At 66.0% G+C, this 14,647-nt stretch carries 10 protein-coding genes; 7 read left to right on the forward strand and 3 right to left on the reverse strand.

Translation table 11 applies throughout. The features are described 5' to 3' along the window. The first annotated feature begins 241 nt into the window (after nt 1-241). The 4 genes from Q2M23_RS00830 (at nt 242) to Q2M23_RS00845 (ending at nt 6,480) form a co-directional block, all read left to right on the forward strand. Nucleotides 242-3,865 carry an autotransporter domain-containing protein gene (locus Q2M23_RS00830; protein WP_316393693.1) on the forward strand — a complete coding sequence of 1,208 codons (3,624 nt, stop codon included), beginning with the start codon at nt 242-244 and terminating at the stop codon, nt 3,863-3,865. A 124-nt stretch (nt 3,866-3,989) separates the two neighbouring features. After that, the gene (locus Q2M23_RS00835; protein ID WP_316393694.1) at nt 3,990-5,225 is read left to right on the forward strand and encodes an extensin family protein; all 1,236 of its coding nucleotides are present in this window, start codon (nt 3,990-3,992) and stop codon (nt 5,223-5,225) included. 113 nt (nt 5,226-5,338) lie between these two features. Beyond that, nucleotides 5,339-5,722 (forward strand): response regulator transcription factor, encoded by a 384-nt coding sequence (locus tag Q2M23_RS00840; RefSeq protein ID WP_316393696.1) that lies wholly within the window; start codon nt 5,339-5,341, stop codon nt 5,720-5,722. A gap of 59 nt (nt 5,723-5,781) precedes the next feature. Further along, complete coding sequence (locus Q2M23_RS00845; RefSeq protein ID WP_016845814.1) at nt 5,782-6,480, forward strand: ABC transporter permease; 699 nt, start codon at nt 5,782-5,784, stop codon at nt 6,478-6,480. Here the strand turns inward: Q2M23_RS00845 and Q2M23_RS00850 are convergent. Next, the gene (locus Q2M23_RS00850) at nt 6,454-7,272 is read right to left on the reverse strand and encodes a substrate-binding domain-containing protein (protein ID WP_076824096.1); all 819 of its coding nucleotides are present in this window, start codon (nt 7,270-7,272) and stop codon (nt 6,454-6,456) included. The two genes, Q2M23_RS00845 and Q2M23_RS00850, sit on opposite strands and share 27 nt — an antisense overlap. 140 nt (nt 7,273-7,412) lie before the next feature. On the opposite strand from Q2M23_RS00850, the gene Q2M23_RS00855 reads away from it, so the two are divergent. Together Q2M23_RS00855 and Q2M23_RS00860 are read left to right on the forward strand one after the other, a co-directional pair. Next, on the forward strand, nt 7,413-8,117 hold the full coding sequence (locus Q2M23_RS00855) for an SDR family oxidoreductase (protein ID WP_316393700.1): 705 nt from the start codon (nt 7,413-7,415) through the stop codon (nt 8,115-8,117). Between the two features lie 403 nt (nt 8,118-8,520). Then, nucleotides 8,521-11,193 carry a flavin-containing monooxygenase gene (locus tag Q2M23_RS00860; protein ID WP_316393702.1) on the forward strand — a complete coding sequence of 891 codons (2,673 nt, stop codon included), beginning with the start codon at nt 8,521-8,523 and terminating at the stop codon, nt 11,191-11,193. A gap of 198 nt (nt 11,194-11,391) precedes the next feature. On the opposite strand, the gene Q2M23_RS00865 is transcribed toward Q2M23_RS00860, so the two are convergent. Both Q2M23_RS00865 and Q2M23_RS00870 read right to left on the reverse strand, forming a co-directional pair. After that, entirely contained in the window at nt 11,392-12,234 is an 843-nt protein-coding gene (locus Q2M23_RS00865; RefSeq protein ID WP_316393703.1) for a GNAT family N-acetyltransferase, read from the reverse strand. Nucleotides 12,235-12,501: 267 nt separating this feature from the next. After that, nucleotides 12,502-13,143 (reverse strand): TetR/AcrR family transcriptional regulator, encoded by a 642-nt coding sequence (locus Q2M23_RS00870; RefSeq protein ID WP_229193519.1) that lies wholly within the window; start codon nt 13,141-13,143, stop codon nt 12,502-12,504. 188 nt (nt 13,144-13,331) lie between these two features. Here Q2M23_RS00870 and Q2M23_RS00875 point away from each other — a divergent pair, with 188 nt between their 5' ends. Then, nucleotides 13,332-14,618 (forward strand): HlyD family secretion protein, encoded by a 1,287-nt coding sequence (locus tag Q2M23_RS00875; protein WP_316393704.1) that lies wholly within the window; start codon nt 13,332-13,334, stop codon nt 14,616-14,618. Nucleotides 14,619-14,647: the final 29 nt, after the last annotated feature.

The following is a 14,647-nucleotide window of genomic DNA, read 5'->3' on the forward strand; positions in this document are numbered from 1 at the left end:
TGCGCGGCTCAAATAGCCGCCGAATCAAGGCGTTGACGCGTCGCAAATATATTCGGCGGCGGCGCCGGTTCCAGCGCCGATAGCAGTACCCGCTTGGATGTCCGTCGGTTGCTCTCGCCCCTGTGTCGTTGCGCCGCAAGGCAGCATCGTCATTTGTTGTGCGCCTGTCACAAACCATACCCAGATTGCCGCCCGCAATGACCGGGGCTCTACCCCGGTAATAAGTACTTGGGGGCGTTACGTGAAATCTGAGTTTCTGAGCCGCGCAAGCCGGCTTGCGCTGGCTATTTCTGCGACTTCGTTGGGGTTCTCCTGTCCGGCACTGGCCGCAAGCTTCAGCACTCCTCCCAACAGCACGACGGCGCAGACCGTCTCCAACAATGATACCGGCTCGGTCGCCGCCGGCAGCAGCCTGTCGGTGACGGGCACCGCGATCACCTGGATTACCGGCCTGTCGTCGCCCGGCGTCGTCATCACCAACAACGGCACCATCTCGGCGACCTCGCGCGGCATCGACACCTCGAGCAGCGCCATCAGCGGCAATCTCACGCTGATCAACAATTCCGGCGCGCTCTTCACCGCGTCCAATGATGCATTCCGGATCAATGGCGGCCTGAGCAGCGGGTCGGTCACCGTCGACAACGCGGGCACCATCCAGTCGACGGGCAACGGCCGCGTCTTCGACTTCGTCAACGCGACGTCGAACACCACCGTGTTCTCGATCACCAACCAGAGCGGCGGCATCATCAAGTCATCAGGCAGCGACGTGATGCGGATCGGCGGCGGAACCACCACGATCACCAATTCCGGCATGATCGACGCGACCAATACGGCAGGGTCTCGCGCGATCCGCGCCACCACCAATCTCAACAACGTGATCTCGCTGTCGGTCGTCAACAATGCGGGCGCGACGATCCAGTCGGCGGACGATGCCATCCAGATCAACGGCGCGTCGGGCAGCAACAGCACGACCGCGGCCAGGTTCTCGGTCGACAATGCCGGCACCATCAAATCGGCGACCGGGCAGGCGATCGACTTCGACAATCTCATCTCGACCGCCGCGAGCGTTCACATCACAAACCGCGCGACCGGCCTGATCACTGCGGCCAATGCGGACGCGATCCGTCCCGGCGAAAACTTCACGATCGACAATTACGGCCAGATCATCGCCAATGGCACGATCGATCCCGCAACCGGCCGGCCCAGCGCCGATGCGATCGATCTTCAGGGCGGCCACAACGGCACCGTCAACAACTATGCCGGCGGCCTGATCTCGGGTGCCAAGAACGGCACCGCTGGCGACGCCGGCACCATCACGGTCAACAATTTTGCCGGCGCAACCATCATCGGCCGCAACGGTGCGGGCGTCGGCGGCGGCAACGCCATCGTCACCAACTACGGCACCATCACCGGGGCGATCGATGGCGTCTCGACGCGCAGCGATGGCGACGGCATCGATATCGACAATGTCCTGACGCTGACCAATTACGGCATCGTCCAGGGCACCGGCGCAACCGGCGCCGATGACGGCGGCCGCTTCAACAACAGCGAAGGCCTTGCGATCGGCGGCGGCACCATCCGCAACTACGGCACCATCAGCGGTGCCGCGGCGGGCATCGTCGTCAACAACGATTCAAATCCGGACCATTCGCGCAGCGGATCGGCGGCGCTCGACTTGATCAACTATGCCGGCGCCACCATCGTCGGCAACAACATCTATGCGATCCGCTCCGAGAACAAGACCGGCAATGCCGCCGTCGACAACGACAGGATCGTCAACTACGGCACCATCATCGGCAACGGCACGATTCCCGATCCCAATGGCGTTACGCTGCTGCAGAACGGCACGCCCGATACCGGCTCGGTCGGTACGCTGAACGGCGTGACCTATACCGGTACCGGCTCGACCCGCTTCATCCGCGGGGACGGCGCAGCGATCCAGACCGGCGAGGGCGCCGACGTGCTGTCGAACTACGGCACCATCATTGGCAATACCGGCCGCGCGATCAGCATGGAAGGCGGCGACGACACGCTCAATCTCTATGGCGGCTCGACCATCACCGGCCGGATCGATGGCGGCGTCGGCACCGACACGCTCAACCTGTTCGGGCCAGGCTCGGGCACGCTCTCGAACGTGATCAATTTCGAGGTGCTCAACGTGCAGGGCGGCGTCTGGACCGTGACCGACGCGCAGAGCTACCAGGCCGGCGCCACCATCGGCGCCGGTGCGAAGCTGCTGGTCAATGGCTCGCTTGGCAATGCCGTGACCGTCAATGCCGGCGGCACGCTCGGCGGCAATGGCAGCGTCGGCAATGTCCTGGTCAATGGCGGCACGCTGTCGCCGGGCAATTCGATCGGCACGCTCACGGTGCAGGGCAGCCTGACCTTCACCGCCGCATCGACCTATCTGGTCGAAGTGTCGGCCGCGGCGTCCGATCGCACCAACGTGACAGGTGCGGCAACGCTCGGCGGCGCCACGGTCAACGCGTCCTTCACCGGCACCACGTTCCAGAAGCAGTACACCATCCTCAACGCGGCCGGCGGTGTCAGCGGCAGCTTTGCCGGGCCGGTCAACAGCAATTTGCCATCGAACTTCATCTCCAGCCTGAGCTATGACGCCAACAGCGTCTATCTCAATCTGGCGCTGAATTTTGCCGCAACCGCCAGGCTCAGCGGCAATCAGGCCGCGGTCGGCCATGCGATCAGCAACGCCTTCAACAGCACGGGCAGCATTTCCGCCGCGTTCGGCGCGCTGACGCCGGCCGGGCTGATGCAGGCGTCGGGCGAATTCGGCACCGGCTCGCAGCAGACCACTTTCGACGCCATGAACATGTTCCTCGGCGTCATGACGGATCCCTTCACCGAAGGGCGCGGCGGCGTGCCTGCAAATAGCGGCGCGTCGCAATTCGCTGATGACACCATGAGCTACGCGTCGACCGGCATGTCGCGAGCGAATGGCGCGCGCGACGCCTATGCCGCGATCTATCGCAAGGCACCGCCGCTGCAACAGACGTTCGAGCAGCGCTGGAGCGTCTGGGCGGCGGGCTTCGGCGGCGGGCAGAGCACCGATGGCGGCACTGCCGCCGGATCGAATTCGACGACGAGCCGCATTTTCGGTGTCGCCGTCGGCGCCGACTACCGGATCTCGCCCGACACGATCGCGGGCTTTGCGCTCGCCGGCGGCGGCACCAATTTCACCGTGGCCAACGCACTCGGCGGCGGACGCTCCGACCTGTTCCAGGCCGGCGCCTTCATCCGTCATGGATTCGGGCCGGCCTATCTGCTGGGCGCGCTGGCCTATGGCTGGCAAGACGTCACCACTGATCGCACGGTGACGATCGCCGGCATCGACCGGCTGCGCGCGCAATTCAACGCCAATGCGCTGTCGGGCCGGATCGAAGGCGGCTATCGCTTCATCACGCCGTGGTCGCTGGCGCTGACGCCCTATGCCGCCGGACAGTTCACGACCTACGATCTGCCGTCCTATGCCGAGCAGGTGCTGTCGGGATCGAGCGCGTTCGCGGTGGCCTATGGCGCCAAGACCGTCACCGCCACGCGCAGCGAACTCGGCCTCCGCAGCGATCGCTTGATCGCGTTGCAGGATGGCATTCTCAGCCTGCGCGGCCGGCTCGCCTGGGCGCACGACTACAACGCCGATCGCAGCGTTGCCGCGACATTCCAGACGCTGCCGGGCGCGTCCTTCGTGGTCAACGGTGCGGCGCCTGCGAGCGATGCGGTGCTCACCACCGCGAGCGCGGCGATGAACTGGACCAGCGGCTGGTCGGCGGCGCTCACCTTCGAGGGCGAGTTCTCCGACGTCACGTCGTCCTATGGCGGCAAGGGTGTCGTTCGCTACACGTGGTGATGACATCATCTCGGCAGGGCGCGTGTTGCCCTGCCGGGTTCCGCTGCATGGTTAAGGACAGCTGAAAACAACGCATCGAAATGCGTTGAAGAGTCTTTAATCAAATTCGCAGAACCTCCGCGCCATGACGCGTGGAGTTCGTTTGTATCTCGTCGGCTCCCTTGTCCTTGTGTCGCTTGCTGGTTGCGGTCGCGGTCTGTTTCAGACCGCCGAGCGCGAACCGTGGCGGGCCGAGGCCGAGGCCGCATGCCTGAAGTCGGGCGCGGTCAAGGAGAGCGCTGACCTCGTCCGCATCGATCCGATCTCCGGTCCCGGCGTCTGCGGCGCCGAGTTCCCGCTCAAGGTCGCCGCGCTCGGTGAAGCCAGTTCGGCTTACGGATTTGCCGACGACAGCCTGCGCCCGCCGGCATCAGTCGGCAACCAGCCGCGCTGGCCGATCAACCGCCAGCTGCCTCCGCCGCCCGCGCAGGCGCCGTATTCCAATCAGGCCGTCGGCCAGCCGAGCTATGGCAACGAGCCGGGCTATGGCAGCCGTCAGAATGGGCCGGTCTCGCTGTCGGCGCCCGGTGTTCCGCCGCAGCAGGACGAGATCGATTTGCCGCCGGAAGGCTCGCCCGACGCCAGGGGCGAGCGACCTTATTATCCCGGCCTGCCATCCAATCCGCAGCGCGACAGCGCGGCCGCGCCCTATTCACCGGCACCGTATTCCCAGCAGCCGCCCGGCGCGCCACCGCCGCCGCGGCTCGGTCCCTCGAGCGGCAATCCGGTGGTGACGGTCGGCCCGGTCGCAGTGAAGCCGGCGGCAACGCTGGCGTGCCCGATCGTCTCGGTGCTCGAGCGCTGGCTCGCCGATTCCGTACAGCCGGCGGCGCAGCGCTGGTTCGGCGCGCGTGTCGTCGAGATCAAGCAGATCTCGGCCTATTCCTGCCGCGGCATGAACGGCAATTCGCACGCGCATATTTCCGAGCACGCCTTCGGCAATGCGCTCGACATCGCAGCCTTCACGCTGGCTGACGGTCGCCGCATCACCGTGAAGGATGGCTGGAAAGGCCTGCCGGAGGAGCAGGGCTTTCTGCGCGATGTCCAGGCCGCCGCCTGCCAGCTATTCACCACGGTGCTGGCGCCGGGGTCCAACGTCTATCACTACGACCACATCCATGTGGATCTGATGCGCCGGGCCAGCCGGCGTCTGATCTGCCAGCCCGCCGCCGTCTCGGGCGAGGAGCTCGCGGCGCGTGCCGGCGGCCGTAACCCCTATGCAACGCGCGAACCTTATGTCACAGGATCGCTCGGCGGCAGAAAGCCGGCCCTGCGGGGTAAGGCGGGGGTCAACGAAGAAGACGAATTCGCCGACGAATAGGGACGCGTCTGATACCCGTATTTTTACTGGGTGACACCGTGCAAACGGTAGCCACTTTTATGCTGCATATGCTTCGGAGCCGGGCGCACCCGGCTGATTTCTGGGGGATAGCTTTGCAAGACGCGCCGATCATTCTCGTCATCGAAGACGATCGTGATCTTCAGATGATGGTAGAGGACGCCCTGAGGGACGGCGGCTATGAGCCGGCGATCGCGGGCTCGGGCGAGGAAGCGTTGACGCTGCTGAAGGCGTTCCGCACCAAATACTCAGCACTGGTCACCGACATCCGCCTGCTCGGACGGCTCGACGGCTGGCGCGTGGCGCGCGGCGCCCGCGAGATCGACTCGTCATTCCCGGTGCTCTACATCACCGGCGGCGGCGGCGACGAGTGGCCGACCCGGGGCGTGCCGGACAGCGTGCTGCTGAACAAGCCGTTCTCGCCTGACGAACTGGTCGCGGCCGTGGCCAAGCTGCTCAAGAACGGCGCGCCGGCCTGAGCGACTGATCGTTCCTGCGATTTGACGATGCGCACGTTGTGCGGGCAAAACGTGCCGGCATGAATGATTTCGCACAGTCGATCACGGCGGCGGCATCGCTGATAGCCGGTCGCGATCCGGTCCTGCTTGGGATCGTCGCATTGTCGTTGCGCGTCAGCCTGCTGGCGAGCCTGCTCGCGCTTCTGATCGGCGCGCCGATCGGCGGCTGGCTTGCGATATCGAGGTTTCGCGGACGGCAGGTGGTGATCGTGCTCGCCAATGCCTGTCTCGGCCTGCCGCCGGTCGTGGTCGGCCTCGGGCTTTATCTGCTGTTGTCGCGATCCGGACCGCTGGGCTTCGCCGGGCTGCTGTTCACGCCGACGGCGATGGTGGTGGCGCAGGTCATCCTGGCGACGCCGATCGTGGTTGCGCTGGTGCATCGTCCGGTCGCGCTGCTGTGGGCGGAATATGCCGATTTGATCCGCACCGACGGCCTGTCCCGCCTGCGCAGCCTCGCGCTGGTGTTCTCGCTCGGCCGCGCCTCGCTGCTCACCGCGTTCCTCGCCGCCTTCGGCCGCGCCATCGCGGAGGTCGGCGCCATCATCATCGTGGGCGGCAATATCAGCGGCTATACGCGAACGATGACGACCGCGATTGCGCTCGAGACCAGCAAGGGCGAGCTGGCGCTCGGTCTCGGGCTCGGCGTCATCCTGCTTGCGCTGAGCGTCAGCGTCAGCACGATCGCGTTTCTGCTAGTGCGCGGCGTTGGGGAAAAATAGCTGCTCGCCACCGACCTTGTAGCCGGCGATGGCTGACTGCCCGGCCTGCGAGACCAGCCAGTCGATGAAGGCCTCGCCGTCCGCGGCCTTCACCGTCGGATGTTTCGCCGGATTGACCAGCATCACGCCGTACTGGTTGAACAGCCGCCGGTCGCCTTCGGTCAGCACGGCGAGCTCGCCGCGGTTCTTGAACGACAGCCAGGTGCCGCGGTCGGACAGCACATAGGCATTCGACGCGGATGCCATGTTGAGCGCCGGACCCATGCCCTGGCCGATCTCGCGATACCACTGGCCCTTCGCTGAGCCGAGATCGACGCCGGCCGCCTTCCAGAGCCGCAGCTCGGCCTCGTGCGTGCCGGAGTGGTCGCCGCGCGAGATGAAGGCCGAACTGGTCGCAGCGATCTTGCGCAGGGCATCCGCGACATCCTTGTCGCCGGCGATATGCGCCGGATCGGCCTTCGGGCCGACGATGACGAAATCGTTGTACATCACGTCATATCGCCTGGTCGCAAAGCCCTCGGCCAGGAATTTCTCTTCGGCCACGCGATCGTGCACGAACACGACATCGGCATCGCCGCGCCGTCCGATGTCGAGCGCCTGTCCGGTGCCGACCGCGACCACCTTCACGGCAATGCCCGAGGTCTCCGAGAACCGCGGCAGCAGATAGCCGAACAGGCCGGACTGTTCGGTCGATGTCGTCGAGGCGACGGTGATGGACCGGGTCTGCGCGAGCGCGGGACCGGCGAACAGCATCACGGCGGCGATGACAAGGTGTCGAAGGAGGGATGTCATGTGAATACTGCGTACCGGAGAACGATGTCGGTCACCATGCCGCATTTCGTCCGGTGACGCAAAGCAGGCGCGATGTCGCGCGTTGCGATCGGCAGTGCTAGGGTCGCCTCGAACGAAGCAATAAGAAGGGATATCAGGTCATGGCTTTGGAGAAGGTCGCGCTCGTTACCGCAGGCGGCAGCGGCATGGGAGCGGCGGCGGCGCGGCGCCTCGCGGCCGATGGTTTCCGCGTTGCGATCCTGTCGTCGTCGGGCAAGGGCGAGGCGCTGGCAAAGGAGCTCGGCGGCCTCGGCTTCACCGGCTCGAACCGTTCCAACGATGATCTGAAACGCGCCGTCGACGGCGTGGTGGAGCGTTGGGGCCGCATCGATGCGCTGGTCAACAGCGCCGGCCACGGCCCGCGCGCGGGTGTGCTCGAACTGACCGACGAGCAGTGGCACACCGGTCTCGACGTCTACCTGATGAACGTGATCCGCCCGACGCGTCTCGTCGCGCCTCACATGCAGGCGCAGAAGTCGGGCGCGATCGTCAACATCTCCACCGCCTGGGCGTTCGAGCCGAGCGCGATGTTTCCGACCTCGGCGGTGTTCCGCGCCGGCCTCGCCGCGTTCACCAAACTGTTCACCGACAGCTACGCCGCCAGCAATGTGCGCATGAACAACGTGCTGCCAGGCTGGATCGACAGCCTCCCGGCAACCGACGAGCGCCGCGACAGCGTGCCGATGAAGCGCTACGGCAAGACGGAGGAGATCGCCGCAACCATCAGCTTCCTCGTCTCCGACGGCGCGGGCTACATCACCGGCCAAAACATCCGCGTCGACGGCGGATTGATGCGGTCGATTTGAGGCAACTGCTAAACCCGTCATCCCCAGGGCCTGACTCATAGACGGACTCTGAGGAGCAAGCGAGCTTGTGATTCACAAGCGGCACCAAATATTCGGTGTCGTCCCGGCGAAAGCCGGGACCCATAACCACCGATGGTCATCGTTGCGCGTCGATGGAACGACGAGTCCCGTCCACAACATCCGCCGCGGAGTATGGGTCCCGGCTTTCGCCGGGACGACATCAAAGTGTGCGGCGCCGTTCGTACCGCGTTGCGTCGTCACCAGTTGCGTCTACGCGCTGCGCGGCGCGCTCCAGGCCGCGGGCGTCACAATTGCGGCGACCTCTGATTGCGTTTGTCGTGATGACAAACTGAAGGCGCAGGGCTATAGCCTTCCGTCAAATCAAAACATACGGAGGAATGGCATGCCAGACGCAGCAGTTGCAGCACGCGCTTCAGACTCCACGCAGAGCGGAACCACGCAGCAGGTCGACGTTGCGGTGGTCGGCGCCGGCTTCGCCGGACTTTACCTGTTGCATCGGTTGCGCAAGGCGGGCTTCTCGGCGGTCGCGCTCGAGGAGGGCGCCGATGTCGGCGGCACCTGGTACTGGAATCGTTATCCCGGCGCGCGCTGCGACATCCAGACCATCGACTACAGCTACACTTTCGATCCCGAGCTCGATCAGGCCTGGACCTGGTCGGAGAAATACGCGACCCAGCCGGAAATCCTGCGCTATCTCGGCTTCGTCGCCGACCGTTACGATCTGCGTCGCGACATCAGGTTCGGCACCAAGGTCACGCAGGCGACCTGGAATGATGCGGCCTCGCGCTGGCAGATCTCGACCAACAACGGCGCCGACGTCTCGTGCCGCTACTACATCATGGCGACCGGCTGCCTGTCGTCGCCGAAGCCCCCGGAGATCGACGGCGTCAAGGACTTCAAGGGCGAGATCTATTTCACCGGCCGCTGGCCGCATCAGGGCGTCGATCTCAAGGGCAAGCGCGTTGCCGTGATCGGCACCGGATCGTCGGGCATTCAGTCCATACCGATCATCGCCGAGCAGGCCGCGCAGCTCACCGTGTTCCAGCGCACCCCGAACTTCGCGCTGCCCGCGGGCAACGGCCCAGCGCCCGAGGATCGCAAGACCTATTTCGAGAGCGACCGCGCCGCCTATCGCGACCAGGCGCGCTGGTCGATGGCCGGCGTGCCCTATCCGCAGCAGACCGTGGTGAGCTGGCAATTGAGCGACGCCGAGCGCCGCGAGCGGTTCGAGAAGGCGTGGGCGGCGGGCGACCTCGTCCATATCCTGACCCAGCTCTGGGCCGACCAGGCGGTCGATGTCGACGGCAACAGACTGGTCGCCGACCTGATCCGCGAAAAGATCGGCGCTGTGGTCAAGGATCCGGAGACGGCGGCGGCGCTGGCCCCGCATGATCATCCGTTCGGCGCCAAGCGTCCCTGCCTCGATACCAACTACTACGCGACCTACAACCGTCCCAACGTGACGCTGGTGAATCTGCGGCAGGAGCCGATCAAGGGGATCACCACCAGCGGCATCTTCACCAACGGACGCAAGTTCGACGTCGACGTCATCGTGTTCGCCACCGGCTTCGACGCGATGACCGGGGCGATCATGGCGGTGCATCCGATCTCCGGCCGCGGCGGCAAGTCGCTGTCGGATGTCTGGGCGCACGGACCGCAGACCTATCTCGGCGTCACCGTCGCGGGCTTTCCCAATCTGTTCATGATCACCGGTCCCGGCAGCCCGTCGGTGCTGTCGAACATGGCTGTCTCGATCGAGCAGCACGTCGATTGGGTGGTGGAGCGGATCGCCGCGCTGCGCGACGCCGGCTTCACCACGATGGAAGCGACCGAGACCGCGCAGGCCGGCTGGGAACGGCACATGGCCGATTGCGCGACGCTGACGCTGCACCGGCTCGCCAACACCTGGTACACGGGCGCCAACGTGCCCGGCAAGCCGCAAGGCGTGATGCCTTATACGGGCGGCGTCGGTCCGTATCGCAGCATCTGCAACGAGGTGGTCGGCCGCGGCATGCTCGGCTTCAAGCTCTCGGGTCCCGGCGTTGCCGAGCAATGCAATGACGGCGAGATCGTGCGCCTGCAGCCGGATGTGCGGCTGGTGCTGAACCTGCTCGGCGAAATGAACCTGCCGCCGCTCGAGACGATGGGGGCGCAGGGCGCGCGCGACTTCCTCACCGAATTCAACAAGGGGCGTCCCTTTGGCCGCCCGGTCGGCGAGGTCGGCAGCGGCATGCTGCAGGGCGCGGACGGTCCGCTGCCGTACAAGCTGTACCGGCCGGCGACGCCGGGGCCGCATCCGATCGTGGTGTATTTCCACGGCGGCGGCTGGGTGCTCGGCGACGAGATGTCGGACGATCCGTTCTGCCGCGACCTGTGCCGGCGCACCGGCATGATCATCGTCAGTGTCGGCTATCGCCATGCGCCCGAGCATCGCTTCCCGGCCGCGGCCGAGGACGGTTTTGCGGCGACGCGCTGGATCGCGGCCCATAGCGCCGAGCTCGGCGGCAGGGCAGGGCCGCTGCTGGTCGCGGGCTGGAGCGCCGGCGGCAACATCGCGGCCGTCACGTGCCAGCTCGCGCGCGATCGCGGCGGGCCCGAGATCGCGGGCCAGCTCCTGATCTGTCCGGTCACCGATTCCACATTCGACCGGCCGTCCTATGTCGACAACGCGACCGGCTATTTCCTGACCCGCGGGCTGATGTACTGGTTCTGGGACCTGTACTGCTCGCCGGCCGACCGCACCGACCCGCGCGTCGCGCCGCTGCGCGGCAAGCTCGAAGGCCTGCCGCCGACGTTCATCGCGACCAGCGAGTTCGATCCGTTGCGCGACGAGGGCATCGCCTATGGCGACGCGCTCGCCAAGGCCGGCGTCAAGGTCGAGCAGCTCGAGGCGCAGGGCCACTTCCACTCGTCGTTCGTGATGGTCGACGTCATCATCACCGGCGTTGCCGGCCGCGTGAAGATGGCGAAGGCGCTGCGGCGCTTCGCCGGCCTGCCCGAGGAGGTCGAGCAGGACAACGTCGCTACGCCGGAGGTCAACGCGGCGGCGAACTAGCTCGGGTTTGAATTGCAGCCGCGCTCCCTCTCCCGCTTGCGGGCACTTGCGGGGGAGGCGCGTTGCGAAAATATCGAAAACAACCCCATGCAAAGGAGCCGACGGCGGCCGGAATCCGACACGGCGACTGTTCGACCTAGCCACTTGACACGTCGGGCAACTCACGGGTATATTTCTAATATCCCGAAATCTCTCGCGCTAACCGAGCTCGAACGTCGTGACGCCGAACACGCGATCGATCCGGAGTGGCGGGATCGTGCCGGTATACATCCGCGCGGTCTCGAACACCGGTGACAGCCCGAGGCCTTGCGCCAGCGCGACGGCGTCGCGGTTGACCGCGGGGACATCGAGGAAGACCTCACCGCTGCCCGCGCTCGCGAGCAATGCCGCGACAACGGCCTCGGCGCCGGCACGGTCATCGGCAATGAGCGGACCGATCTTGCGGCCGGTCCGGCACGGGCGGATCACGCCCCAGCCGGCCAGCTTGCCGTCGCGCATCAGCGCGCGCCCGACATGTCCTGACGTGTTGATCCAGGCGCGCAGGAATGCCGGCCGCGGTGCGGGAAACACCGTGGCGTCACCGGCCTCGATCAGCGCCATCGGCAGATCGGTCAGCGCGACGGTGTCGCCGCTCGGCGCGGATGGTGTGGCGACAGTGCCGCCATAGCGCACATTGGCGTAAGCGAGCGCGAAGCCGGACTTCTGGTAGTTCGCCTGCTGCGCCACCACGCCATCGAGCCCGATCACGCGCGGGCGCGCATGCGCGATGGCCGCATTCCAGATCTTCAGGCCATGGCCGCGGCCGCGCAGATCCGGGCGCACGATGTAGAAGCCCAGAAACGAAAATTGCGCGCCGTAATTGACGCAGGAGATCACCGCGGCCGGCTCGCCATCGAGCTCGGCGATGAAGAAGCCTTGCGGATCCTCGGCGGCAAAGCAGGGCGCATCGGCGAGACCGGGATTCCATCCCTCCGCCGCGGCCCAGTCCACCGCGAGCGCGATCTCGTCCGGCTGCATCTGTCGGATGCTGAGGTCGTTCATGGTCGATCGCCTCGTCGTGCTGGAGTTATTGATCGTGCACATCGACGGCTGGAGAACAATACCCCCCGTGACGATCTAAAGAACGTACGTCCGTCATGTTGATGAGGCTGCCAACGAGTCCGCGCAAAGCGCGGCCGGATGATAAACTCTTGGCCGTCTCCAAGCACGACGGCCACCAGCCGGGCCGCGCATGCTTCGAGGCTCGCTACGCGAGCACCTCAGCATGACGGGATGAAGAGCGCGTTGGTCCGCGATGAGACGTCGATCTCACCCGGCCTTCGGCCGGTACGCCGCGAAGAACACGCGCGTCGCGCTGTCGACGACGGTTGCGATCCGCTCCGGCGAGGGCGACGGCCTGGCCTGGAAGATGAATGCCTGGAACAGCGTCGCCTGGCACATCTGCATGAATTGCCAGGCCGCGAGCTGGTAGTCGTCGATCACGAGCTCGCCGAGCGCGGCGCGTGCCTCGAGATAGGCGGCAAAGCGGTCGACGGTGTGGGCGATGACGTGGGTGTAGAACCGGCTGCCGAGCTCGGGCATCCGCTCGGCGATCGCCATCACGGTGCGGATCGCCGAGCCGCCGCCGGGCCGGCACAACACCGCGACATAGGCGCGGCCGAATTCGGGGAGGGTGGTGTCGACGTCGCGCGCCGGATCGAAATTGAAGGCGACCTTGCCCTGCTCGAGCTTTTCCTCCTCGACGATTGACGCGAACAGCCCGGCCTTGTCGGGGAAATAGACGTAGAGCGTGCCCTTGGAGACGCCGGCAGCGCGCGCGATCTCGCCCATGCTCGCGCCGTCAAAGCCGAGCTCCAGGAATACCTTGCGGGCGCCGTCCAGGATCTGGCGGCGTTTCGACGATTCCTCCTCGCCGACGGACTGGAGGGAGGTTCGGGGCGCTGCAACCATTGAATTAGCTTCTCGGGAAAGAACTCAACCCAGAGTAGGAAAGGGAAGAATCGAAGCTTTATCATCTAGCGGGCGGGAATATAGATTGACCGAACCGTTCGGTCAATGGTATCTTAGGAGTGACGATGCGCCGCACGGCCCTTATTCCGCCATCGCGCGCGTCAAGATTTTTGTGGGGAGCCTCGGCCATGGCCGCAGCACGGGATCAGGCTGCACGCATTGTTCGTTCCGAGCCTGAGATGGCCGAGGACGCGATCGCGCGCGATGCATCCGCCGATCTCGGCGAGCAGGGCCGAGCTGAAGAAGCCAAGCGTCCCGCGGAGGCGCCGCCCGCGTCTGCGCCCGAGCAGCCGGCGGCTTCGCCCGCTGCGGCGCCGGCGCCGAAATCCGGCAAGCGCAAATTCGTGATGCTGGGCGTGGTCGGCCTGCTCGCGCTCGCTGCCGCGGGCTATGCCGCCTATTACCTGATGGTCGGGCGCTTCTACGTCTCGACCGACGATGCCTATGTCCGCGCCAACAACTCCATGCTCGGCGCGCGCGTCGCGGGCCATATCGCGGCGATCCTGCCCGGCGACAACGCGCTGGTGCGCGCAGGCGACGTAATCTTCCGGATCGATGATGGCGACTACCGTATCGCGGCCGACGCCGCGCGCACCAGGATCGCGACCCAGCAGGCGACGATCGAGCGCATCGGCCGCCAGGTTGCGGCGGCGGCGAGTTCGGTCGAGCAGGCGCAGGCCCAGCTCGTGTCCGCCCAGGCCGGCCTGAAGCGCGCCGATCTCGATTTCGATCGGCAGCAGGCGCTCAGCACCAAAGGTTTTGCCTCGCGTGCCACCTTTGAAGTCTCGGAGGCCGGCCGCGATCAGGGCGCGGCCAGCGTGCGGTCCGCGCAGGCGGCCTATGATGCGGCCAAGGACAATGTCGAGGTGACCAAGGCGCAGCAGGCCGAGGCCCGCGCCCAGCTCGCCGAATTGCAGACCCAGCTCGCCAAGGCCGAGCGCGATCTCGAATTCACCAATGTCCGTGCGCCGGTCGACGGCACCTTCTCCAACCGCCTGGTCAACACCGGCGACTATATCAATGTGGGCCAGCGGCTCGGCAATGTGGTGCCGCTCGACGGCGTCTACATCGACGCCAACTATAAAGAGACCCAGCTCAAGCGCATCCGCACCGGGCAGCGGGTGACGATCAAGGTCGACGCCTACGGCTTCCGCAAGTTCACCGGCCTCGTCGACAGCATTTCGCCGGCGGCGGGCTCGGTGTTCACGCTGCTGCCGCCCGACAACGCCACCGGCAACTTCACCAAGATCGTGCAGCGCCTGCCGGTCCGCATCCGCGTGCCTGCCAGCGTCGCCAAGCAGGGCCTCTTGCGCGCCGGCATGTCGGTCTACACCACCGTCGACACCCGCGAGGGCGCGGCCGATGCCGACGCCGAAACTGATCTCGACGCGCCGATGATGATCCATCCGCAGTGATGTCTTGAAGCTTCGGACAGAGTCCGACG

Source organism: Bradyrhizobium sp. 33ap4, assembly GCF_032654765.1.
Taxonomy (GTDB): Bacteria; Pseudomonadota; Alphaproteobacteria; order Rhizobiales; family Xanthobacteraceae; genus Bradyrhizobium; species Bradyrhizobium australafricanum.